This is a genomic window from Faecalibacterium sp. OF03-6AC (assembly GCF_003478175.1).
Taxonomy (GTDB): domain Bacteria; phylum Bacillota; class Clostridia; order Oscillospirales; family Ruminococcaceae; genus Faecalibacterium; species Faecalibacterium taiwanense.
Genome location: NZ_QUEN01000008.1, coordinates 109,109 through 130,798 on the forward strand (window position 1 = coordinate 109,109; position 21,690 = coordinate 130,798).

Below are 21,690 nucleotides of genomic sequence, written 5' to 3' on the forward strand. Positions count from 1 at the left end.
ATGATATGATACTCTATACTTGCTGCTTCTGTAAGCAGCAAGGCACTGCATACAACGGCAGGCGGTTCAGCCCTCGCTTCCGAAAGGAGGTGAGAGTCATGCCTATTACTTTTACATTCCATCTGCTTGGGCTTACGTTCACGCTGCGGATCACAAAAGGTAAAAGATGAACCGCCACCCTGGCCGGTGACGGTTCGTTTTAGAACTATAACCCAAAAGGGCTGACCGCTTGTCGCAGTGCCTTTTCTATTTGTAGTATAGTTACTTTTTATAAATTTGTCAAGGCTTTACGTTCAGCCCTGCTTTTTCCAGCGGCGCATCACGCCCATGCCCAGCGCATAGGGGCCGGTGTGCACGGCAATGGTGCAGCCGATCTGCAACAGGCCCACTTCGCACTGTGCGCCGGGGTACTTTGCACGCAGGGCCGCGCGGGTCTGCATCCACAGGCGCTTGCCTTCCTCTTCGTCGTAGCCGTAGCCTACGGTGATGCGGTAGTCGTCCGGGGTGCCGCCGTGGGCATCCAGATAGTTCATCAGCTGTTCCAGCGCTTTTTCAAAGCTCTTCTGTCGGCCGCGTGCCACGCCGCCGGAGAAGATCTCGCCATCCTTGAACAGGATCATCGGCTTGATGCCCAGCATGTTGGCTGCACGGCCCGTCACCTTGCCAATGCGGCCGCCCTTAATGAGATAGTCCAGATTGCCTACCGTGAAGAAGATCTGGTTGGTAGCTTTCTCTGCTTCCAGCCATGTCACGGTCTCGTCCAGCGTGCAGCCTGCGTCCCGCATGGCCACGGCGTTTTCCACCATGGTGGACTCGGTAACGGTAGCCGCCGCGCTGTCAATGACCTCAATGCGGGCATCGGGGAAATCTTCCAGCACCAGATCCCGGGCATTGCGGGCGCTGCCCACACAGCCGCTCATCTTGCTGGTGAACACCAGACACAGCACATCCCGGCCAGCAGCAGCATGGGCACGGAATGCCTGCTCAAAGTCCTCAATGGAAGCAAGGCTGGTTTTGGGGTAGGCCGAAGGGTTGTCCACCATGAACTGGTAGAAGTCCCGCACGGCGATCTCCTTGCCTTCTTTGCGGTAGTGCTCGCCGTCCAGCGAGACATAGAAGGACACGACCTCGATTTGGAGCTGTTTGGCAGTGTCCAGCGTCAGGTCGCATGCGCTGTCGGTAATGATATCAAACATCTGTGACGCTTCCTTTTCTGAATCATTCAGGAGCTTTGCAGGGGATCACACGTGGTGGATATAAGCCTCACGCTCGGCACCCACAGAGATGTAGGTGATCTTGCAGCCGACAGCCTTTTCCAGATATTCCACGTAATCGTGTGCCTCCTTGGGCAGATCTTCCCACTTGCGGGCTGCGGTGATATCGCAGTGCCAGCCGGGCAGGTACTCCACCACGGGCTGTGCGGTGTCCAGAGCTTCGCCCATGGGGAAGCGGGTGGTAGTGCTGCCATCGGTCAGCTTGTAGGCAGTGACCATGGGGATCTTTTCCATGTAGTCCAGCACGTCCAGCAGGGTCAGAGCAACTTCATCGCAGCCCTGGCAGAACACGCCGTAGCGGCTTGCCACCAGATCGATGGGGCCAACGCGGCGGGGACGGCCGGTGGCTGCACCGTACTCGTGGCCAGCCTCACGCAGGTCGTGCTTTTCCTCTTCGGTCATAGCCAGCTCGGCAGTGAAGGGGCCGTCACCCACGCAGGAGGAGTAAGCCTTCATCACGCCGATGGAGTTGTGCAGCTTGTGGCCCGGGATGCCTGCGCCGATGGGAGCGTAAGCACCGATGACGTTGGAAGAGGTGGTATAGGGGTAAATGCCGAAATCGATGTCGCGCAGAGCGCCCAGCTGAGCCTCGAACAGGACCTTCTTGCCTGCAGCGTCTGCATCGGCCAGATACTGGCCCACATCGCAGATGTAATCCTTGAAGATGGCGGCATACTTTTCGAGCCATGCCCACATCTCATCCACGCTGATGGGAGCTGCGTTGTAGCTGCCCTCCATCACCAGATTCTTGGAATCCACCATGGTGACGAGGCGCTTCTTCACAGCGTCGTCCAGATGCAGCAGGTCGCCCATGCGCAGGGTCTTCTTCATGTACTTGTCGCCGTAAGCGTAGGCAATGCCGCGCTTGGTGGAGCCGAACTGTGCGCCGGTCTTGGACAGACGTGCTTCTTCCAGACCGTCCTGCTCCACATGGTAGGGCATGGTGATGGTTGCACGGTCGGAGATCTTCAGGTTTGCCGGGCTGATCTCAACGCCCTGCTCCCGCAGCTTGTTGATCTCGCCGTCCAGATGATGCGGGTCGATGACCATGCCGTTGCCCATAACGCAGACCACGTTCGGACGCAGGATGCCGGAGGGCAGCAGATTCAGCACGAACTTGCCGCGCTCGTTCTTGACCGTGTGACCGGCGTTGTTGCCGCCCTGATAACGTGCAACGATGTCATACTCCTGGCTGATGAGGTCGACCATGCGGCCCTTGCCTTCATCGCCCCAGTTGATACCCGTAATTGCAGTAAGCATAATAAATGACCTCTTTATCATTTTTTCAAAAGACAGCCTTTTCCGTGCACCTTGCCCGGGATACGCCACCTTGGGAAAACACATCAGCAGGCATACACAAAGCACATACCAATGCAAGTATAGTATAGCACAGATCGCCGTGCAAAAAAAGAGGAAAACACAGCTTTGGGCTGCGTTTTCCTCCAAAAAAGTGTGCGCAAAATTGTGCGTTCAGCTGCGGGGGTTCTCAAGGTCGGCACGGCGGGTCACCTTGTGGATGGTGCCGTCCGGCTCCTGAATGGAGGTGTTGGCCAGCTGCGCGCGCAGGCTGGCCTTCATGTCGTCGATGTATTCGCGGCGCAGGGCCTGCTGCTCTGCCTTTTCGGCCTCGGTCAGGCCGGTGGTCTTGCTCTTTTTTGCCAGCTCGTTGATGCGGGCGATCTTTTCCTGTGTCATGGTGCCTCCTGTATTTTCAAGCGGAATATGTTATAATAAGAAAGCAAACCCTCTCAGTCATTGCTGTGCAATGCCAGCTCCCCCGAAAGGGCGAGCTTTTAAGGAATTTTCTCAATCAGTATAGCAAAGGATGATAAAAATGGCAACTCAATTGAATTTTGCACAGCAGATGGATGCCGTGCTCAAAACGCTGGACGGCACCCGGCCGCGCCTTTTGCTCCACGCCTGCTGCGGCCCCTGCTCCAGCGCAGTGCTGGAACAGCTGTGCCAGTATTTTGAGATCACAGTGCTTTACTATAACCCCAACACATGGCCTGCAGAGGAATACCACCGCCGCGGCGAAGAGCTGAAGAAGTTCGTGGCGGCAGCCCATCCTCTGGGCGTGACCGTGGTGGAGGACCACTACGACCCGCAGGAGTTCTACTCTGCTGTCACCGGCCTTGAAAACGAGCCGGAGCGGGGCAGCCGGTGCACGATCTGCTACCGGCTGCGGATGCGCCGGGCGGCGCAATACGCCAGTGAGAACGGCTTCGACTGGTTCACCACCACACTGTCCATCAGCCCGCATAAAGATGCCAAGCGCATCAATGCCATCGGGCAGGAGCTGGAAGCCGAGTTCGGCGTAAAGCATCTGCCTTCGGACTTCAAAAAGCACAACGGCTATCTGCGCAGCCTGCAGCTTTCGGAGGAATACGGCCTGTACCGGCAGGATTACTGCGGGTGCGAGTTCAGCGCGAAGGCAAGAGGGATTGAAAAGTAAGCCGTTATCGGGCAGGCCGCTTTTTGCTTACTCTTCCGGCAGCTTTGCCACCAGCAGGGTGAAAATAATCAGCCCCACGCAGGGCACGATGTTGGAAGCCATACCGGCGGCAAGGCCAGCCTTTTCGGCTACGATGCCAATGATCCACGGCATGAGGATGGCACCGCTGGACGCCGCCGGCAGCATGATGCCCATGCTGGTCACGCTGGTCATGCGGCCCGCGCTGGCTACAGCAGTGGGGTTCAGGCCCGCCATGGAGAACGCAAACGCAAACAGCAGCACGATGGCCATGCCCTGCGTGTGGGCCATGACCAGCAGCACATAAAAGATCGTACACAGCACGCTCATGCCCACCATGGCCTTGCGCGGGCTCTTGAACGGGAACACGAATGCGATCAGCAGACGGGCCACCAGCGTGGCGCCCCACATGACCGTGACGGTGTAAGCCGCCAGTGTGCCCGCAATGATGCCGCTGCCCTTGAAGTAAGTGACCATCCAGCCGTTGACGCTCTGCTCTGCAGCGTTCTGGAAGAACAAAAGGCCGGTCAGCATCCAGAACCGTGCCGAACGCAGAAAGCTCCAGTCAATGGCCTGCTTTTCCTTGGCATTCTTGGCCTTGCCGCCGCCCAGCGGGGTAAAGGCATATACCAGCCACAGCACAAGTCCCAGTGCCGCCAGCAGGAACACCGCCAGCTCAGTGCTCACCTTCGCCGCTGCCGCAATGAGGAATGGGCACAGCAGCGCACCGCAGGCGTAGCAGCTGTGCATCAGGTTCATGCCCCGGGTGCGGTCAGCAGAGTGATCGCTGACCAGAATGGTGCAGGTGTTGATAACACTGCCCTTAGCAATGCCCACCACAAAGAAAGCTACTGCCAGCAGGATCTCTACACCGGTCAGGCCCATGATGCCGTAGCCCACCGCATAGCCGATGGTGAGCAGCAGCACACTGGGCTTCATGCCCAGTACACTGGGCAGCATACCGATGAGCAGGCCTGCCAGCAGATTGCCCACACTCATAAGTGAGAGCAGGGTGCCGGTCATGCCGTAGGCAAAGCCGTAGCGCTCCTGCAGCAGGCTGACCACCACGCCCGCACTGATGGCGCAGATGCCGCTGAAGAAGAAAGTAAGAAAGCCTGTATTCCGCAGGCGTGCAGACTGTTGTTCCATGATCGTCCTCTTTCTGTGAAAATATCCTCCTTCTATTTAACCATAATTCCGCATCATTGCAACCGGATTTTCTTACAAAAAGTTGCAAAAAGCCCGCCGGGGCACGGACGATTTAAAATGCCCTCCGCTTGCGCTCTGGGCATCTTCAGCGGAAAAATCATTTTTAATTTCGCGTTTGTCGCGCTCTGCGGAGCGCTCCAAACGCTTTTTTCACGAGAGGAGCTGTGACGGGAAAATTCATCTCTTCTCTGCGACCTTTCTTGTGAAAATGGTAGAACGGAACGCCCGCAGGCGTTCCGTTCTACCGAAATCCAGAAGAATACTTCCTTGAATTATGCCCAGAGCAACGCGGAGGGCACTCCCAATCATTTTCATGCAAAAAGCCCGCCGGGCATCGCTGCACGGCGGGCTTTGGTTTACAGTTTACTCTGCCTTGGTCTCGGGCTTTGCCTCAGCAGCGGCTTCCGGCTTTGCTGCGGGAGCAGCAGCAGGAGCGGCGGGCTTCACCACGGGCTTCGGGGGATTGGGGTCATCCTTCAGCGGGAAGAGGATGATGTGCTTGGGGCACTTTTGGGCACACATGCCGCAGCCCTTGCACTTGTCATAGTCGATGCGGGCCACGCCGTCCACCACGTGGATAGCGTCGAACTTACAGGTGCGCTCGCACATACCGCAGGCAATGCAGGAGGTGGTGCACAGCTTGTTTGCCACAGCACCCTTGTCCTTGTTGGAGCACATGACCACCGGCTTGCGCGGGCCGCCCACATCGATCATGATGACCTGCTTGGGGCAGATGTTTGCGCAGGCACCGCAGCCGGTGCACTTGTCCTTGTCCACCTTGGCAACACCGTCCACAATGTGGATGGCATCGAACTTACACACCTTGGTGCAGTCGCCCAGACCAACGCAGGCAAAGGAGCAGGTCTTGGGGCCGCCGTACAGGGCTGCAGCGGCTGCACAGGTCTGGATGCCCTTGTAATCATAAGCAGGCTTGCAGTGCTCGGAATTGCCCTGACACTGGACAACCGCCTTCTTTTCCACAGCGCTGGCCGTGCCGCCCATGATCTTGGCAATGGCAGCGGCAGCCTTAGGGCCGCCAGGTGCGCACTTGTCGCAGGGCACGCCGTCCATGACCACAGCCTTTGCGTAGTCCGCACAGCCTGCGTAGCCGCAGCCGCCGCAGTTTGCACCGGCAAGGCAGTTGGTAACTTCTTCAATGCGGGGGTCTTCCTCCACCGCCATGAACTTGGACGCTGCGACCAGAACGATCGCGCCGACTGCGCCCACGATGGTACACAGGATAACAGCAGATACAATATTCATAATCCTGTTCCTCCCTTACAGCGTGACATTGAACAGGTTTTCGACGATGCCGCCGAAGCCCATGAAGGACAGGCTGGTGATTGCTGCTGCGATCAGAGTGATGGGCAGGCCCTTGAAGGGTGCCGGGGGATCGCAGGCTTCCACGCGCTTGCGCACGCCGCTGAACATGACCATGGCCAGCATGAAGCCGCAGCCTGCGCCGATGGCACACACCAGAGCCTCAATGTAGGCAACACCGAAGCCCATAGCAGCCACATCTGCGCCGTAGTCGCCCACGACCAGAATGGTGACCGCCAGAACACAGCAGTTGGTGGTGATCAGGGGCAGGTAAACGCCCAGAGAGTTATACAGTGCAACCACGTACTTCTTGAGGAAGATCTCGATGAACTGCACCAGAACAGCAATGACCAGAATGAACACGATGGTCTGCAGGTAGCTCAGACCAGCCGGGTCCAGAATGAAGATCTGGATGGGGAAGGTAACGGCCGTTGCCATGAACATGACGAAGATGACGGCACCGGACATACCAACCGCAGAATCCAGCTTTTTGGAAACGCCCAGGAACGGGCAGATACCGTAGAACTTCACCAGCACGTAGTTGTTGACCAGGATCATGCTGAAGAAGATCGCAGCGAGTTTTACTAACATCTTATTCTGCCTCCTTCTTCAGGTTATCAAGGTCGCAGCAGCTCTTGCGCTCGATGCGGGCATCCAGCTTGCCTTCCAGCCACACACAGCCGGCCATCAACAGGCCAAAGCAGAAGAATGCGCCGGGAGCCTGCGTCATGATGGAGACCTTGGCAACGCTTTCCGGGATCACCTGGAAGCCCAGCCATGTGCCGCTGCCCAGGATCTCACGGATGGATGCCATCAGGGTAGCGGTGAGGGTGTAGCCAACGCCCATGCCCACGCCGTCCAGTGCGGAGTCCACGATGCTGTTCTTGCAGGCGAACATCTCGGCACGGCCCAGAATGATACAGTTGACAACGATCAGGGGCAGGAACACGCCCAGAGCGTTGTACAGGCTTTCCATGTAAGCCTGCATGAACATCTGAACGATGGTCACGAAGCTTGCGATAATGACGATGTAGCAGGGCAGATGCACCTTGCCGGGGATCACCTTGCGCAGCAGGGAGATCATGATATTGGAGCACACCAGCACGAAGGTGAAGGCGGCACCCATGCCCAGAGCGCTGGAAACTGCAGTGGTAACTGCCAGAATGGAGCAGGTACCCAGAACCAGACGCAGAACGGGGTTTTCTTTGATAATGCCGTTGGTAAGGATGCTTACCTTGGACTTATTTTCTTGTGCCATTTCTTACCAACCTCCTTTACGCCAGCTCGTTGTAGCAGTTGACACAGTCATTGATGGCAGCAAACAGAGCGGTGGACGAAATGGTTGCGCCGCTGTAGGCGTCGTAATCCTGATTCATCACAATGTTCTGGGTGCCGTCCATGCCGTCGAACTGCGCCAGGAAGTCGTCACTGCTCACGTTGGAACCGATGCCCTTGGTCTGGGTGGAAGCGTCCACCCAGATGCCGGTCTCGGCGCCGTTGGCATCAAAGCCCATGATAACGGTCAGGATACCGCCGTCAAAGCCCTTTTCCTCGGCCTTGATCGCAGTGCTGCCGTCCGGAGCTTTGACCACGCCGGTGATGCCGGCGGTGGTGTAATCGGTCACTTCTTCCAGCTCGCTGGCATCCGAAACGGAGGGCAGCACGCCGACATAAGCGGCCAGAGTGGTGCGCTTGGTGTTCTCGGCAATGACCGGGGCGGTCATACCGTTCACCAGTGCCAGCAGCAGGCTGGCGATCAGGGAGATAACGCTCAGCACAACAATGGGCTTGATGGTGCTCTCCCAGTTGGAAGACTTACTCATTTGCCAGCACCCTCCTTTGCTTTCTTTGCAGGCTTGATGTAGCCATACGGGGTCTGACGGGTCAGATCGTTGATGTAGGGAACCCACAGGTTCATGAACAGCAGTGCGAAGGACACGCCCTCGGTGTAGCTGCCCCAGTAACGGATGGCAAAGGTGACGATGCCCAGTGCCACGCCGTACACCAGCTTGCCCTTCAGGGTGAAGGGGCTGGTAACGTAGTCGGTAGCCATGAACACGGCACCGAACAGCAGGCCGCCGCTCAGCACGGCAACCAGAGCCTCGTGCACACTGTGGGTAGCAATGAGGTAGAACACGAACATGCTGCCGACGTAAGAAGCCGGGATAGCGATGCTGATGGTCTTGGTGGCCACCAGATAGATCAGGCCCAGCACGATGGCCAGTGCGCAGGTCTCGCCCAGCACACCGCCGTGGATGCCCATGAACAGATCCAGCAGGCTCAGCTTAGACTTATCGGCCACAGCCAGCGGGGTAGCGCTGGACAGCTGGTCCACCGCTGCATCCGGGAACACCCACTTGTTCATGGAACCGGCAAAGCTGATGAACAGCACGATACGGCCCACCAGAGCGGGGTTGGCAAAGTTCATGCCGATGCCGCCGAACAGCTGCTTGACGATGACGATGGCCACCAGATCACCGATGATGAGCTGGCCGATGGGCATGCCCACGGGCACGTTCATGGCCAGAATGATGCCGGTGACGACGGCGGACAGGTCGCTGATGGGGTTGGGCTTCTTGAGCAGCTTGCAGTACAGCCACTCAAAGGCCACGCAGGCCACCACGGACACGGCTGTTACCAGCAGTGCACGCATACCAAAAATAATGGCAGAGGCCACCACGCAGGGGCACAGGGCGACGATCACGTTGGCCATCAGGCTCTGGGTGGTCTCTTCGCTGCGCACATGCGGGGAAGCCGAAACAATAAGCTTCGTATCCATTACTTATTGCCTCCTTTTTTGATTTCACCAAGGTAGAACGCCTTTGCCAGACTCATCATCTGGGTAACAGGGCGCTTTGCCGGGCAGACGAACGAGCAGCTGCCGCAGTTGAAGCAGTAGTCTGCATGCAGCTTGCCCAGCTCCTGCACATCGCGTGCAGCGTATGCCTGATTGACCTCCACAGGCTCCAGACCCATGGGGCAGTACTCCACGCAGCGGCCGCAGCGGATGCAGGGATTCACCGGTGCAGGCTCTGCAGCGGCCTTGCTCAGGAAGATCAGGCCGGAGGTGGTCTTGGTGGTGGGGTAGCTCAGGTTCTCCACAGCGGGGCCCATCATGGCACCGCCGGCAACCACTTTGCCCAGCTCGCCCTTGACACCCGCAAAATCAATGATGTCCTGATAGGCAGTGCCCACGGGGACAACGATGTTCTGGGGCTTTGCGCAGGCATCGCCGTCCACAGTGATGGTGCGCTCGACCACCGGCATACCGGTAGCCAGATACTTGCCAAGGGTGGAAACGCTGGTCACGTTCATGACGATAGCCCCGGCATCTGCGGGCAGACCGCCGTGGGGCACTTCGCGGCCCAGACACTTTTCAATAAGGATCAGCTCTGCGCCGGTGCCGTAGACACTGGGCAGGGGCTTGACCTCGATGGTGCTGTCGCCATTGGTCTTTTTGCACAGCAGGTCGATGCACTCGGGCTTGTTGTTCTCAATGCCGATGACGCACTTCGGGATGCCGGTGTACTGCAGCACGGCCTTGATGCCGCGGATGATATCATCGCTGCAGTTCAGCATTTCCTGCGTATCGCTGGTCAGCCACACTTCACACTCGGAAGCGTTGATCAGCAGGGTATCCACCTGCTGCTTGGGCTGCAGCTTTACGTCGGTCGGGAAGCCTGCGCCGCCCAGACCGACCAGGCCGCACTCACGCACAGCCTTGAGGAAGCTGGCCTTATCGGTCACTTCCGGTGCCTTGACAGCCGGGTCCACGGTCTGTTTGCCATCGGTCTTGATGACGACAGAGTCGCACATGCGGCCATTGGACAGACGGAAGGGCTCCACTGCGGCAACCGTGCCGGAGACGCTGGAGTGGATGTTTGCAGAGACGAAGCCGCCAGCCTCGCCGATCTTGGTGCCAACGAATACCTCGTCGCCTTTTTTGACCAGAGCTTTGGCGGGAGCGCCGATATGCTGGCTCATGAGGATGCGTACCTGCGCGGGCAGAGGCATCGGGATCGGTTTGCTTGCAGCAGTTGCCTTGTCATGCGGCGTATGCGCGCCAAGCGCCGCACGTTTCAGCTTGTTCAACATGGAATTCAAATCCCCCATTCTGCTTGAATTGCCGCCCCCACGCCCATGCAGGCGCACTGGTACAGGGACAGCAGCTGCTTAACATGTTTATTGTATCATTTTGGCGTGGGAAGTCAACGACAATGGCACAAAAATGATGTATTTTCCTGAACTTTCTTTTCATTTTTTCGCGGTTATATATAGCTAACCACCGTATTTTTCTTCCTGCATCCGGTGTTTGCCTTTGTATGCGGATTATGCTATACTAAGGGCAGCCAAAAACTGCGGAACGTCCCCCGCTCCGCGCCAGACTTACCAAGGAGGCTTGAAACGATGAAGGTTCTCAAAGCACTGCTCGCCGTCCTCACTGCTCTGGCGGTGGCCCTGACCGCCGCGCTGCTGTTCATTCAGGATAAAAACGCGCCCCGTTATATCCAGATCTACGAGAACGAGCAGTAACCCCCGCGTCCCGCACAAAAACAGCCCCCAGCCTGAGCGGCAGTGCCGCACGGGCTGGGGGCTTTGTGGTTTGCAGGGCAAAAAAGGCTGCAAAAAGCCCCGGCACACGGAGGGGTTCTCCGTGTGCCGGGGTGCTGCGCCGAAGCGCTTTTTCTTAAAAGGTGTTATGCCGCGTGGTTGGCATAAAGGATCACAACGTATTCCTTGCCGCCGATCTTGCCCATTGCCACGCCGACGTCAACATTGTCGCCCAGCTGCTCGATCGTTCCGATCTTCACGGCTCTGTTGGATCCATCGTCCGTCCACGGGTTGATGGCATCCTGCATCCACTGCAGCTGAATGTACTCCATAAGCGTTCCGCTGCTCTTGAACTGAATGTTCAGAGCTGCATTGAGGATATACCCGTTTGCGTTGGTGTCGATGCCGGCCGCCTTCACGACCTCGTCGGCTGTCAGGATCGTTTTTACATCCTCGCCCTTGTGTGCGTCCTGCCCGGCAGCCTTGTCTGCTTCCTGCACCAGCTTTGCCGCCAATGCATCCAGCTCCTTGCTGTGGGTTGCGGTACTGCCGTTCATGGTCATCTGATCCATTGCCAGCTTCAGCAGTTCATCCTTCATCAAAACACTGCCGCTTCCGCCGCAGCCCGCCATGGTCAGTGCCAGAACCGCTGCCAATGCAACGGCTGCCAGTTTCTTGAACAATTTCATGGTTTTGTTCCTCCTTTATGCTCCTATCAGCCTACGAGCATCCTGCTCTTAGAGCCTCGACGGTCCGTTCATCAGCATGACAAAATACTCTTTGCCATTGATCTTGCCCACGGCAAATCCGTAACTGCTCGGATCCAGAACGCCGCTGCCGATTTGCTTACTTTCACTATCTACCAACTCTAGTGCAAGCAGCATTGCCTTCTCTTTATTTGCGGTGCTGCTGAGCAGCTTATAGTTTTCAGCAGCCGACACACGGTAAGTTCCCTGTGCAGCGTCGATCCCCGCAGCCGTTACGACTGCGTCATCGGTAAGCAGATCCAGAACCGGTTTGTCCTTATTTTCAGGCTTTGCAGCAGCCTTGTCTGCCTCTGCCATCAGCTTTGCCGCCAGCGCATCCAGCTCTTTTTTGTTTGTGACGTCCTTGTCTTCCATTGCATAAAAGTCCGCGATCACGTCTTTGATCTGATTCGTGAGGCTGTTGCGTCCGCCGCAGCCCACCATGGTCAGTGCCAGAGCAGCCACCAGTACGGCAGCCGCCAGTTTCTTGAACAGTTTCATTTTTTCTCCTCCTTTTTATCAAAAAGGTATCTCACATCCAGACCGAACCCCTCCGGTCTGTTTTATCTATTGTACCCCCCCGGCAGCAACGTCAATTCGCAGAAAAAACAAAAAATACGTCCGCCTTTTGGCACAGGTGCGCACCGTTTTGGGGCTGCGGCGTATCCTTTGGCAGGAAAGCACAGCACCGCGCCGGAGCTTTTTTGTGTTTTTTATGGCACACAAAAAAACACCGCCGGGTCTCCCTCAGCGGTGTTTTCAGGCAAAATATTCCTTTTAATAATCTTTTTCGCAGCCCAGCAGGTATTTCATGTGCTCAAAGGTGCGGTCGTGTCCAAGGTCGCGCACCATTTTCAGCAGCTCTTCCAGCAGGGCACGGGTCTCCGGGTGGAGCAGGTAGTGGGTCTTGCTGCGCTCGTAGTATTCCCACGGGGAAGCATCGGTGTACTTGTCGCCCAGATAGATCTGGCTGGCGGCCACGCGGTCGCACACCATTTCGCACACATAGCGCAGGGGCATCTTCATGCCGGCAAGGCCCGCCTTCCGGGTGCTGTAATCGATCCAGTATTCCAGATGGTGCTTGTTGCGGCCCTTGTGGTGCAGCCACGCGGAGGAATAGCCCCGCGCCAGACGTTCCGCTTCGTTGGGGCTGTGGTCACCCTGATAATAGATGCAGCCCGGAATGAACTCGGTAGGGCTGTACTTGCTCAGGTCGTGGGCAAGGCCCTGCTCATAGAGCCCGCAGGCAAAGCAGTATTTCATCACCAGCAGCTTGTGCCGGGTGATGGTCTCAAAATGGCCCTTGATGTTCATGCTGTTATTTCCTCCACTGCACCGTGATACGTCCTTCTTTCAGCCCGCGCAGATCATTGCTTTCGGAAAAATCCTCCCGGTCCATGGTCAGGTTGGGGTTGTAGTAGGGGTCGTGCAGGATGTTCGCCTTGCCGTGCACGGCATACAGCCGCTGCTGCTCAGCGGCAAAGCGCCGGGCTTTCACCGGGTCTTTTTCGTCGCCGCCGCGGCTCTTGCTCTCGTAATGGGTCAGCTGAGCATAGGGTGTCCACGCAATGCGGTATCCTGCATCCCGCACCCGCAGGCAGAAATCCACATCGTTGAAGGCCACCGCAAAGGCTTCGTCCAGACCGCCCACTTCGTCCCACACGCTGGTCTTTACCAGCAGGCAGGCACCGGTGACAGCGGAAAAGTCCTGCACCGTGGCAGCGCGGAACATGTAGCCGCTGCCGCCCGCCTTGCGGTATTTGTGGCTGTGGCCCGCGTAGCCGCCAAGGCCGGTCACAACGCCCGCATGCTGCAACGTCTCGTCCGGGTAAAGCAGCTCCGCGCCGCAGATGGCCGCGCCGCCGGGGTGAGCACACTGCCGCAAAAGATCGGTGAGCCAGTCCGCATTGCGCACCTCCACGTCGTTGTTCAGCAGCAGCAGGTAATCCCCGCTGGCGTACTGCCGGCCAAAGTTGTTGATGCCGGAAAAGTTGAAGCCCTTCTGCGGGTAGTTGACCACCTGCAGGCCGTCGTAGCGCTGCCGGGCTTCCTTATAATAGGTAAAGGTGGCCGGTTCGGTGGAGTTGTTCTCGATGACGATGACCTCAAAGTTCTCCCAGCTGGTTTTGGTCCAGATGCTGTGCAGGCACTTTTCCAGATCGTCGGTGTGGTCCTTGTTCGGGATGAGGATGCTTACCTTCGGGTCGCCCACGATATCCCACTTCACCCGGTAGGTACTGGGGAACAGGCCATCCTCCACGGTGCCGGTGCGTCCGGTGCGGGCCAGATGGCCGGCCAGCGCCTTTTTGGCTGCTGCCGCCACATAGGGCTTGGCATCGGTGCCGCCGGAGGTGGAGCCTGCGTGCACCCGCCAGTAGTACAGCACCTGTGGTACATGGGCCGCGCCGCTGGTCTTTTCCACAAGGCGCAGGAACAAATCGTGGTCCTGACTGCCGTCGCACTCCGGCCGCTCCCCGCCGATCTCATCCCACAGCGCCTTTTGGAACACCGCCAAGTGGCAGATGTAGTTGCAGCACAGCAGGTAGTCCGGGGCGTAATCCGGCTTGAAGTGGGCCACCATGGGCCGCTGGATGCTCTTGGAAAAGAGTGCTTCATCGCTGTAGAGGAAGCCGTCCGGCTCGCCCTGCGCCCGCAGCTGCAGAATGGCTTTGCCCATGGTGTACATGGCGTGGGGCGCAAGGATATCATCGTGGTCGGCAAGAGCCAGATATTCCCCTGTGGCAAGCTCTGCCGCAGCATTGGTGTTGGCCGCAATGCCTTTGTTTTCGATCTTTTTGTATACGATGCGTTGATTCTTTGTCTGATATTCCTCCACGATGCGCTTCACATCGGCATGTTCTGCATCGGAAGCATCCGCAAGGCAGAGCTGACCGTTGGGGGCCGTCTGGTTCACAAAGGAATCCAGAAATTCCCGCAGGTATTTTTCCGGTGTATTATACAGCGGGGTCAGGATGCTGATGATGGGCAGGCCGCAGTCTGCCGCCGTTTTGCCGGCCATTTCGGCCCGCTGGGCTTCCAGCACCTTTTTGGCGGGCAGATAGCGGGCACGCTTGCCAAAGCAGCGGCGTTTGACAAAGCCCGCGCCCCGTTTGAGCATGGTGGGCAGGCCCTCGTCCCTCGTCAGCTGCACCGCATAGCCTGCCAGTTCTCTGGCACGTTTCAGTCGTACATTCATATCAGGCCTCGCCGCGCTGCGTTGCCTTGTAGGCCGCGCAGACCGTTGCCGTATCGCCGTTCATTTTCAGGTGGCCGTGGCTCAGCCATGCCACCTTGCTGCACATGCGCTCGATCTGCTCAATGGAGTGAGACACCAGAATGACCGTGGTGCCGCCCGCCATCAGCTCCTGCATCCGTTTTTCGCACTTCTGCTGGAACAGGAAATCGCCCACCGAAAGTACCTCGTCCGCAATGAGGATATCGGGCTTGGTGATGGTGGCAATGGCAAAGCCGATGCGGGCCACCATGCCGGAGGAGTAGTTCTTGAGCGGCACATCCAGAAAGTTCTGCAGCTCGCTGAACTCCACGATCTCATCAAATTTTTCGTCCAGATACTTGGGCGAGAAGCCCAGCACCGTGCCGTTCAGGTAGATGTTCTCGCGGGCAGTCAGGTCCATATCAAAGCCCGCGCCCAGCTCGATGAGCGGGGCGATGGAGCCGCGGACTGTCACCTTGCCCTTGCTGGGCTTGTACACGCCCGCAATGGTCTTGAGCAGGGTGGACTTGCCCGAGCCGTTCAGGCCCACAAGGCCGTAGAAATCGCCGGGCATGATGTCCAGACTCACGTCCTTCAGGGCGTAGAATTCATCGTACTGCAGGCGGCCCTGCACCATGGCCAGAAAATACTCTTTCAGGCTCTCATGCTTTTCCTTGGAGAGGTTGAAGCACATGGAAACATTGTCCACTTTGATGATCGGTTCCATTGTTCTTCCTCCTTAAATATGCAGCACAAAGCGGTCCTGCGTTTTGCGGAACACCCACACGCCCACCAGCATGGAGAGCACGGCGCAGCAGCCGCACACCGCGAACATGTTGAAATCCAGCGGGATGCCCCACATCACGGTACGGCGGAAACCTGTGATGTACCAGTACATGGGATTCAGCTTGATGATCTGCTGCATGTTGAACCCGCCAATGGAAAAGGTCATCTGGGTGGGGTCGTAGAAGATGGCGGAAAAATACAGCAATGCGGTGATGAACACGCTCCAGATATGCATGATATCCCGGAAGAACACGGTAGCTGCTGCCAGAAGCAGGCCCACGCCCAGACTGAAGAAGAACAGCGTCACCAGCGGGTAGACCGCCTCGATGAGGGTCAGGTGGAAGGGTGCACCGGTAAAGATCATGACCAGCAGCAGCGCCACAAAGCTGAACACGCAGTTCACCATGGCAAAGCAGCACTTTTCCAGCGGGAAGATATACTTGGGGATATACACCTTTTTGAGCAGGGGCGCAGCGCCCAGCACACTGCTCATGCCGGTGGAGGTGGCCTCGTTGAAGAAGTTGAACAGCAGCTGGCCGCACATCAGGAACACGGCAAAGTTGTCGATGCCGCTGCCCCGCATGTCCATCAGGCTGCTGAACACGGCCCAGTACACAAGGCACATGAGCAGCGGGTTCAGAACGCTCCACACCACGCCCAGCACGCTGCGGCGGTATTTGAGCTTGAAGTCACGGCTGACGAGGTTCCACAGCAGATAGCGGTAGCACCAGAAGCCGTTCCACATTGCTTTGAATTTTGCCACAGGCGATCACCACTTTTCAAAATATTCAAACTTCTGTGCAGCAAAGGGCTCGTGCAGCTTGTCCTTTGCGCTGGTCTTGTGCTCGCAGCCGCAGTCCGGCCACTGCACGTTCACGGTGGGGTCATCGTAGGGGATGCCGCCCTCGCTGGTGGGGTCGTAAACATCGGTGCACTTGTAGCAGAACTCTGCCACATCGCTCAGCACCAGAAAACCGTGTGCAAAGCCCTCCGGGATGTAGAACATCTTCTTGTTCTCCTCGGAAAGGGTCACGCCCACCCACTTGCCGAAGGTGGCGCTGTGGGGGCGGCAATCCACGGCCACATCGAACACCTCGCCCTTGGTCACGCGCACCAGCTTGCCCTGCGTGTGCTCCTTCTGGAAGTGCAGGCCGCGCAGCACGCCGCGGGTGGAGCGGCTCTGGTTGTCCTGCACGAATTCCTTATCGATGCCGGCTTCGGCAAACTGATCCTTCTGATAGGTCTCCATAAAATAGCCGCGGTCGTCGCCGAACACCTGCGGCTCAATGACCACAACACCGGGGATCTCGGTCTGAGTAAACGTAAACTTGCCCATATTTTGTACCTCTCTTTTGTGAAGCATGTTTGTTTTATCTGGAAAAGTCTGTTCGACGCAGACTTTTGCGCTTATTTGCCGCGGCGGGCCTGTCCCTGTTCCGTGCGCGTTCTGCGGCGTTTCTTCCGCCAAGTGATGAACCGCACCACCAGAAAGGTCACCAGCGCTGCCGCTGCGGTGGACCCCAGTGAGATGCCCAGCAGCCAGAATGCATGGCTTTGGGGCTTTACCGCCTTGGCCGCTTCCAGCTCCTGACCGGTGCTGTTCTCCAGCAGTTCAGGCAGGCCGGAAATTTCCGCATCCACTCGCACGCTGGTGCTCTCCTGCTTTTCGCCGCCGTGGACGGTGTACACAGCGTACACCTCCGGGTCGGAGCCAAGGACATAGCTTTCCGGCAGTTCCAGCGTCACCTCCACATCGTCGGCAGTCAGGCCGTTGGCCAGCAGCAGCCGCACGCCGGGGTCGGAGACGGTCACGGTGCCAAGGCTCCCGCCGCCGCCCACCACGCTCAGCGGTGCTGTGATGCCCTGCGCGGGCAGGTCGGTGTAGCCGGTAAAGGTGCTGAACGCATAATCCAGCAGGGTGCGCATATCGTTGTATTTATCGGTGCTCAGCTCGCTCTGCATGGTCACGCAGATGAGCCGCACGCCGTTCTGCTCCGCCAGACAGGCGTAGCTGTAGCGGGCCGTGTTGGTATAACCGAGCTTGGAACCCAGAATGGACGAGATGTAGTACCGGCTGGAGCCAATGCGCATCTTGTCCTGCTGGGAAAAGTAGCGGGTCACGGGCTGGATGTTGGTGGGGTCCATGGTGTACATCTCATTGCGGGTGAACACCTGCTCAAAGCCCGGCTGCTCCAGTGCCCAGCGCAGGATCTGCGCCATATCGTAGCAGCTGGTGTAGTGGTCGTCGTCACTGATGCCGTGAGGGTTTGCAAAGTGGGTGTGCGCAAGGCCCAGCTCTTCTACCCGCGCATTCATCTTTGCCACGCCGTCCGCGATGGTGCCCTCTCCCACATATTCGGCCAGCAGGTTCGCGCCGTCGTTGGCGCTGGCCATCTGGGTGGCATACAGTGCATCCGTCAGGGGGACCTCTTCGCCTTCAAGCAGGGCGATGTGACTGGAATCGGTGCCCGCCAGCGAGTAAACATCCTCGTGGGTCACGGTGAGCTTTATATCATCCCAGTTCCCCTGCGCCTTTTCGCAGGCAAGGCCCAGCGTCATCACCTTGGTGATGGATGCCGGGTGCAGCTCTTCGTTCATATTCTGCTGTGCCAGCACAAGGCCGGTGTCTGCATCGATGATGCAGTAAGCGCGGGTGGCACCAAGGGCAGGGCCAGCCGCCGCTGCCCCCGGCACGAACACGCAGATCATAAGCAGCACAACGCACAGCGCCGCTGTCAGTTTTTTCATCTGGTTTTTCTCCATTGAGCGTTTTTCTGCCCGTCGTACTGCACCGGCAAAGCATCAGATAATAGTATACCACACTTTGCCCCGGCTGAAAAGACATTCACGCGTCGTGATTTCCCAGAAGCACCGGCTGCAGCTGCCGCCCGGCCAGCGCAGCGTCCAGTGCAGCGGGCAGACGGGCAAAGTCCGCCTTCAGGCTGTTGGGCTTGTGGGTGGGGTCATCCTGCCCGTAGGGCACAAAATAGTAGTGCTTGCGCTGGTAGAGCCGGGCCATGTTCTCCCCCGATGCGCCCAGCCCGTCGTTTGTGGAAACGCCCACCACCACCGGGCATCCCACCCGCAAAAGGCTTTTTGCCGCCAGCGTTACCGGCGTATCGGAAAGGCCCTCCGCCAGCCGCGCCAGCGTGGCCCCGGTGCAGGGCGCGATCACCAGTGCACTGGCCAGCTTTTTAGGGCCTAGCGGCTCCACGGCCTGCAATGTGTCCAGCACTGCGTGGCCGGTAAGGGCTTCCAGCCGTTCCTGCCAGAACTGCCCGGTGCCAAAGCGGGTATCCTGCTTTGCAGCAAAGCTCATAATGGGCAGCAGATCCCAGCCCTGCAGCGTCAGCATACGCGCTGCTTCCAATGCCGTTTCCAGCGTGCAGAAGCTGCCGCACACTGCAAATGCGGCGCTTCCCCTTTTCTGTGTGGTCATGTGCATTCCTCCCGCTCCCGCAAAATGGTCAGCACGGTGCGCGCCACCGCTTCCCCGGCCGTGTCCGGCGCACAGGCGGCGGGCAGGCTGAGCGCATGGATGGCCTTGCAGCCCAGCCGCTGCGCCGCAGCAAAGTCGGTGCCGCCGGGCTTCGATGCCAGATCCACGATCAGGCTGCCGGGCCGCAGAGCCGCCAGCACCAGCTCGGTCAGCACCGGGGCCGGGATAGTGTTCACCACCGTATCAAAGGCCGGAGCCAGCGCGGCCAGCCGGGCAAGCTCTGCCCCCCGCAGACCAAGGCTCTCGGCCAGCGCACGCTGTTCGGCGCGCCGGGCACAGACAGTCACATTTGCCCCCAGTGCCGCCAGCCGCGCCCCCAACGCCTGCCCCACCGGGCCAAAGCCCAGCAGCAGAAGGTTTGTGCCCCACAGGGTACGGGTGCGCTCGGCCAGCAGGATGCCAATGCAGCCCTCCGCCGTAGGGATGGCATTGTACACCGTCAGCTCCGGTCGGGCAAAGTAATCCACCAGCTCCACGCCAGCTTCCTGTGCGATGGCCTTTGCCTGAACTGAGAGCCTGCCGCCCAGTGCCACCGCACCGGGCTTTGCGGCCCGCAGCAGCTCTGCCAGCGGGGTGCGGGCCGCATCCAGCGGCAGAGGCAGCAGGATATAATCTGCCAGTGCAACCTGCTCGGCTCCGCCCACCGCATAACCTGCCCGTTCCAGCACCCGGCCTGCCGCCGCCTGCCGGGCATCGGTGCCCACCACCGCAAACAGCTTTTTCTCTTCCATGCCGCATCCCCCTTTGCCTGCTCGTGGGCCATCCTATGCACGAGAAATATTTGTTGTGAAAAAAACTCCTCCAGCTTTCGCCGGAGGAGTTTTTTATCACGATTATAGAATGCGCCGCCCTGACATCCGGCACATCTTTTATTTTACGAACTTTGCCACAGCACGGGCTACGATGCCGCCCAGAATGCCGGAGACAAGGAACTCGGCCACGCCCTGCACGCCCACCAGCAGCACCACGAACATGAAGGGGTTCGCAGCGCCCTTGACGGACACCAGATTCTGCACGTAGTCGCAGCCGTAGAAGGCCAGCACGATGTAGCCCATGAAGAACACCGTGTTCAGGAACGGGGCGCTCATGGCGCTGAGGATGTAGCTCCAGGTGCCGGGCTTGTCAAAGCGCTTCAGGCCGCTGAAGATCAGGCCGCAGCACAGGCCCATCAGCACACGCATACCCACACACAGGATAAAGGTGTTGATGGGGCTCACCTGAAACAGTGCGCCGGTCATGGCGGAAGCACCGGTGATGGCATCGTAGAAGCTCACTGCGCCGAACACACCGCCCAGCAATGCGCCCACAGCGGGGCCCATGGTGATGGCACCCACTGCAATGGGAAGGGTCAGGAAGCTCATGTACAGCGGGCCCACAGGCACACTGCCCAGACCCACCATCTTCATGACCAGCTCAATGGCAACCAGCAGCGCCACACGGGTAAGAGTTTTCGTATTTTTCATATTCAGTTTTCCTCCTGCTGCCGTTCCGCCCTATACGTCGGATACGGCGCAAACCTGCCCGCTCTATGCGGGTTTTAAAGTAAATATTCAAATAATTTGGAGCGCGTTTTGTCAGGGCGTGTTCCAATGGAAATGGCTGTTTTGGGGGTCAGTGGTCGCACGGGAAGCGGATGCCCGCATTGCGGCGGGCCACCGTAAGCACACGGCTCACCGCGATGGTGGTATCCTGCATCCGGCCGCACAGCTCCTGATCTCCGCTCTCCAGCGCACGGGCAAAGGCTTCAAACTCTGCCGCCTGCCGGGGCCTGCCGCCATTCAGGTTATAGTGCTCTTCCTTGCCCTCGTTAGGGTGGAAGGTGATGCCGCCGCAGCAGTTGGCGGTGGACTTCTGCAGGATATAGCCCTTCGTGCCCTGAATGATGTACCGGGCCGGGGCCGCGCAGTCCTTGGCGGCGATGCTCACGGCCTTGAAGCCGCTGTAATCCATGGTCAGGATGCCGCTGGTGTCGATGCCGCGCTCCATGTTGGCGGTATATTTGGCCTGATTCGGCTCGCCGAACAGGCCCACGATATAGCTCACATTGTACACGCCCAGATCCATCAGGGCACCGCCGGCACAGGCCGGGTCAAAAGCAGGCTGTACATCGCCTGCACAGAAGGCATCGTACCGGCTGGAATACTGGCTGAAATTGCACTGTACCAGCTTCACGGTGCCAATGCGGGGCAGCAGCTCCCGGATCTTTGCGTAGTTTTCAAGGTACTGGGTGGTGATGGCTTCAAACAGGAACACCTTTTTGTGCCGTGCCAGATTTACCAGTTCTTCCGTCTGGGCTGCCGTGGGTGCCAGCGGCTTTTCCACAATCACATGTTTGCCTGCTTCCAGCGCCACGCGGGCATAGCGCACATGCTGCAGGTTCGGCACTGCAATGTACACCACATCCACCCACTGCAGCAGTTCCAGAAAATTGGTGGTGTGCTGCGGCACGCCGTACTGGCCGCAAAGGCTCTGAGCCAGCTCGGCGCTGCGCTCGGTGCTGCAGATGGCCTGCACCGTAAAAGGCGTGTGCTCTGCAAGCCATGGCAAAAATTCCCGCACGATCTTGCCCGTGCCAAGAATGCCTAATTTCATCTGATTTTTCTCCCCATCCTGTCGTT

The 21,690-nt window shown here is 58.4% G+C and carries 24 protein-coding genes; 2 read left to right on the forward strand and 22 right to left on the reverse strand.

Features of this window, described 5'->3' with window-relative positions; all coding sequences use genetic code 11:
• Nucleotides 1-293: 293 nt before the first annotated feature.
• From DXA66_RS10410 to DXA66_RS10420, 3 genes are all read right to left on the reverse strand, one after another.
• Entirely contained in the window at nt 294-1,196 is a 903-nt protein-coding gene (locus tag DXA66_RS10410; protein WP_118528731.1) for a DegV family protein, read from the reverse strand.
• A 45-nt stretch (nt 1,197-1,241) separates the two neighbouring features.
• Nucleotides 1,242-2,534: an adenylosuccinate synthase gene (locus DXA66_RS10415; RefSeq protein ID WP_118528733.1), complete on the reverse strand. Its 1,293-nt coding sequence runs from the start codon at nt 2,532-2,534 to the stop codon at nt 1,242-1,244.
• Between the two features lie 210 nt (nt 2,535-2,744).
• The gene (locus DXA66_RS10420; protein WP_005943900.1) at nt 2,745-2,969 is read right to left on the reverse strand and encodes a DUF896 domain-containing protein; all 225 of its coding nucleotides are present in this window, start codon (nt 2,967-2,969) and stop codon (nt 2,745-2,747) included.
• A gap of 130 nt (nt 2,970-3,099) precedes the next feature.
• Between DXA66_RS10420 and DXA66_RS10425 the strand changes: the two genes are divergently transcribed.
• Entirely contained in the window at nt 3,100-3,729 is a 630-nt protein-coding gene (locus DXA66_RS10425) for an epoxyqueuosine reductase QueH (RefSeq protein WP_005943897.1), read from the forward strand.
• Between the two features lie 27 nt (nt 3,730-3,756).
• Here the strand turns inward: DXA66_RS10425 and DXA66_RS10430 are convergent, their stop codons facing one another.
• From DXA66_RS10430 to rsxC, 7 genes are all read right to left on the reverse strand, one after another.
• Complete coding sequence (locus DXA66_RS10430; protein WP_118528735.1) at nt 3,757-4,896, reverse strand: sugar MFS transporter; 1,140 nt, start codon at nt 4,894-4,896, stop codon at nt 3,757-3,759.
• A gap of 423 nt (nt 4,897-5,319) precedes the next feature.
• Nucleotides 5,320-6,219 carry an RnfABCDGE type electron transport complex subunit B gene (locus tag DXA66_RS10435; protein ID WP_118528737.1) on the reverse strand — a complete coding sequence of 300 codons (900 nt, stop codon included), beginning with the start codon at nt 6,217-6,219 and terminating at the stop codon, nt 5,320-5,322.
• Between the two features lie 15 nt (nt 6,220-6,234).
• Nucleotides 6,235-6,867, reverse strand: a complete 633-nt coding sequence (locus DXA66_RS10440) for an electron transport complex protein RnfA (RefSeq protein WP_005943888.1) — start codon at nt 6,865-6,867, stop codon at nt 6,235-6,237.
• A 1-nt stretch (nt 6,868) separates the two neighbouring features.
• Nucleotides 6,869-7,534, reverse strand: a complete 666-nt coding sequence (gene rsxE, locus DXA66_RS10445) for an electron transport complex subunit RsxE (RefSeq protein ID WP_005943886.1) — start codon at nt 7,532-7,534, stop codon at nt 6,869-6,871.
• Nucleotides 7,535-7,550: 16 nt separating this feature from the next.
• Complete coding sequence (locus DXA66_RS10450; protein WP_097777392.1) at nt 7,551-8,099, reverse strand: FMN-binding protein; 549 nt, start codon at nt 8,097-8,099, stop codon at nt 7,551-7,553.
• Entirely contained in the window at nt 8,096-9,055 is a 960-nt protein-coding gene (locus DXA66_RS10455; RefSeq protein WP_097774296.1) for an RnfABCDGE type electron transport complex subunit D, read from the reverse strand. The genes DXA66_RS10450 and DXA66_RS10455 overlap by 4 nt, the downstream gene beginning before the upstream one ends.
• The gene (gene rsxC, locus DXA66_RS10460) at nt 9,055-10,371 is read right to left on the reverse strand and encodes an electron transport complex subunit RsxC (protein WP_242959231.1); all 1,317 of its coding nucleotides are present in this window, start codon (nt 10,369-10,371) and stop codon (nt 9,055-9,057) included. The genes DXA66_RS10455 and rsxC overlap by 1 nt, the downstream gene beginning before the upstream one ends.
• A gap of 312 nt (nt 10,372-10,683) precedes the next feature.
• Between rsxC and DXA66_RS14685 the strand changes: the two genes are divergently transcribed.
• The gene (locus DXA66_RS14685) at nt 10,684-10,809 is read left to right on the forward strand and encodes a hypothetical protein (RefSeq protein WP_005943878.1); all 126 of its coding nucleotides are present in this window, start codon (nt 10,684-10,686) and stop codon (nt 10,807-10,809) included.
• A 164-nt stretch (nt 10,810-10,973) separates the two neighbouring features.
• On the opposite strand, the gene DXA66_RS10465 is transcribed toward DXA66_RS14685, so the two are convergent.
• From DXA66_RS10465 to DXA66_RS10520, 12 genes are all read right to left on the reverse strand, one after another.
• Nucleotides 10,974-11,516, reverse strand: coding sequence for a hypothetical protein (locus DXA66_RS10465; RefSeq protein WP_118528739.1), 543 nt, complete (start codon nt 11,514-11,516; stop codon nt 10,974-10,976).
• A gap of 48 nt (nt 11,517-11,564) precedes the next feature.
• Nucleotides 11,565-12,074, reverse strand: coding sequence for a hypothetical protein (locus tag DXA66_RS10470; protein WP_118528741.1), 510 nt, complete (start codon nt 12,072-12,074; stop codon nt 11,565-11,567).
• Nucleotides 12,075-12,350: 276 nt separating this feature from the next.
• The gene (locus DXA66_RS10475; RefSeq protein WP_097777388.1) at nt 12,351-12,887 is read right to left on the reverse strand and encodes a DUF5662 family protein; all 537 of its coding nucleotides are present in this window, start codon (nt 12,885-12,887) and stop codon (nt 12,351-12,353) included.
• Nucleotides 12,888-12,891: 4 nt separating this feature from the next.
• Complete coding sequence (locus DXA66_RS10480) at nt 12,892-14,769, reverse strand: glycosyltransferase (protein ID WP_118528743.1); 1,878 nt, start codon at nt 14,767-14,769, stop codon at nt 12,892-12,894.
• Nucleotide 14,770: 1 nt separating this feature from the next.
• Nucleotides 14,771-15,514 (reverse strand): ABC transporter ATP-binding protein, encoded by a 744-nt coding sequence (locus DXA66_RS10485; protein WP_005943870.1) that lies wholly within the window; start codon nt 15,512-15,514, stop codon nt 14,771-14,773.
• Nucleotides 15,515-15,526: 12 nt separating this feature from the next.
• A complete protein-coding gene (locus tag DXA66_RS10490; protein ID WP_223388262.1) occupies nt 15,527-16,336 on the reverse strand; it encodes an ABC transporter permease in 810 nt (269 codons plus the stop codon).
• 6 nt (nt 16,337-16,342) lie between these two features.
• On the reverse strand, nt 16,343-16,909 hold the full coding sequence (rfbC, locus tag DXA66_RS10495; protein WP_097777386.1) for a dTDP-4-dehydrorhamnose 3,5-epimerase: 567 nt from the start codon (nt 16,907-16,909) through the stop codon (nt 16,343-16,345).
• 71 nt (nt 16,910-16,980) lie between these two features.
• Nucleotides 16,981-18,321 (reverse strand): D-alanyl-D-alanine carboxypeptidase family protein, encoded by a 1,341-nt coding sequence (locus DXA66_RS10500; protein WP_118528769.1) that lies wholly within the window; start codon nt 18,319-18,321, stop codon nt 16,981-16,983.
• 97 nt (nt 18,322-18,418) lie between these two features.
• Nucleotides 18,419-19,012 carry a dipicolinate synthase subunit B gene (locus DXA66_RS10505; protein WP_118528745.1) on the reverse strand — a complete coding sequence of 198 codons (594 nt, stop codon included), beginning with the start codon at nt 19,010-19,012 and terminating at the stop codon, nt 18,419-18,421.
• The gene (locus tag DXA66_RS10510) at nt 19,009-19,803 is read right to left on the reverse strand and encodes an NAD(P)-dependent oxidoreductase (protein ID WP_118528747.1); all 795 of its coding nucleotides are present in this window, start codon (nt 19,801-19,803) and stop codon (nt 19,009-19,011) included. The genes DXA66_RS10505 and DXA66_RS10510 overlap by 4 nt, the downstream gene beginning before the upstream one ends.
• Nucleotides 19,804-19,941: 138 nt before the next feature.
• Nucleotides 19,942-20,535 (reverse strand): ECF transporter S component, encoded by a 594-nt coding sequence (locus DXA66_RS10515; RefSeq protein WP_243089092.1) that lies wholly within the window; start codon nt 20,533-20,535, stop codon nt 19,942-19,944.
• Between the two features lie 148 nt (nt 20,536-20,683).
• On the reverse strand, nt 20,684-21,664 hold the full coding sequence (locus DXA66_RS10520) for a Gfo/Idh/MocA family protein (RefSeq protein WP_005943855.1): 981 nt from the start codon (nt 21,662-21,664) through the stop codon (nt 20,684-20,686).
• Nucleotides 21,665-21,690 lie beyond the last annotated feature (26 nt).

Bases quoted from the DNA above. Each gene is read 5' to 3' on its own strand.
- DXA66_RS10410 (WP_118528731.1), bottom strand. From the start codon at position 1,196: ATGTTTGATATCATTACCGACAGCGCATGCGACCTGACGCTGGACACT.
- DXA66_RS10415 (WP_118528733.1), bottom strand. From the start codon at position 2,534: ATGCTTACTGCAATTACGGGTATCAACTGGGGCGATGAAGGCAAGGGC.
- DXA66_RS10420 (WP_005943900.1), bottom strand. From the start codon at position 2,969: ATGACACAGGAAAAGATCGCCCGCATCAACGAGCTGGCAAAAAAGAGC.
- DXA66_RS10425 (WP_005943897.1), top strand. From the start codon at position 3,100: ATGATAAAAATGGCAACTCAATTGAATTTTGCACAGCAGATGGATGCC.
- DXA66_RS10430 (WP_118528735.1), bottom strand. From the start codon at position 4,896: ATGGAACAACAGTCTGCACGCCTGCGGAATACAGGCTTTCTTACTTTC.
- DXA66_RS10435 (WP_118528737.1), bottom strand. From the start codon at position 6,219: ATGAATATTGTATCTGCTGTTATCCTGTGTACCATCGTGGGCGCAGTC.
- DXA66_RS10440 (WP_005943888.1), bottom strand. From the start codon at position 6,867: ATGTTAGTAAAACTCGCTGCGATCTTCTTCAGCATGATCCTGGTCAAC.
- rsxE (WP_005943886.1), bottom strand. From the start codon at position 7,534: ATGGCACAAGAAAATAAGTCCAAGGTAAGCATCCTTACCAACGGCATT.
- DXA66_RS10450 (WP_097777392.1), bottom strand. From the start codon at position 8,099: ATGAGTAAGTCTTCCAACTGGGAGAGCACCATCAAGCCCATTGTTGTG.
- DXA66_RS10455 (WP_097774296.1), bottom strand. From the start codon at position 9,055: ATGGATACGAAGCTTATTGTTTCGGCTTCCCCGCATGTGCGCAGCGAA.
- rsxC (WP_242959231.1), bottom strand. From the start codon at position 10,371: ATGTTGAACAAGCTGAAACGTGCGGCGCTTGGCGCGCATACGCCGCAT.
- DXA66_RS14685 (WP_005943878.1), top strand. From the start codon at position 10,684: ATGAAGGTTCTCAAAGCACTGCTCGCCGTCCTCACTGCTCTGGCGGTG.
- DXA66_RS10465 (WP_118528739.1), bottom strand. From the start codon at position 11,516: ATGAAATTGTTCAAGAAACTGGCAGCCGTTGCATTGGCAGCGGTTCTG.
- DXA66_RS10470 (WP_118528741.1), bottom strand. From the start codon at position 12,074: ATGAAACTGTTCAAGAAACTGGCGGCTGCCGTACTGGTGGCTGCTCTG.
- DXA66_RS10475 (WP_097777388.1), bottom strand. From the start codon at position 12,887: ATGAACATCAAGGGCCATTTTGAGACCATCACCCGGCACAAGCTGCTG.
- DXA66_RS10480 (WP_118528743.1), bottom strand. From the start codon at position 14,769: ATGAATGTACGACTGAAACGTGCCAGAGAACTGGCAGGCTATGCGGTG.
- DXA66_RS10485 (WP_005943870.1), bottom strand. From the start codon at position 15,514: ATGGAACCGATCATCAAAGTGGACAATGTTTCCATGTGCTTCAACCTC.
- rfbC (WP_097777386.1), bottom strand. From the start codon at position 16,909: ATGGGCAAGTTTACGTTTACTCAGACCGAGATCCCCGGTGTTGTGGTC.
- DXA66_RS10500 (WP_118528769.1), bottom strand. From the start codon at position 18,321: ATGAAAAAACTGACAGCGGCGCTGTGCGTTGTGCTGCTTATGATCTGC.
- DXA66_RS10505 (WP_118528745.1), bottom strand. From the start codon at position 19,012: ATGACCACACAGAAAAGGGGAAGCGCCGCATTTGCAGTGTGCGGCAGC.
- DXA66_RS10510 (WP_118528747.1), bottom strand. From the start codon at position 19,803: ATGGAAGAGAAAAAGCTGTTTGCGGTGGTGGGCACCGATGCCCGGCAG.
- DXA66_RS10515 (WP_243089092.1), bottom strand. From the start codon at position 20,535: ATGAAAAATACGAAAACTCTTACCCGTGTGGCGCTGCTGGTTGCCATT.
- DXA66_RS10520 (WP_005943855.1), bottom strand. From the start codon at position 21,664: ATGAAATTAGGCATTCTTGGCACGGGCAAGATCGTGCGGGAATTTTTG.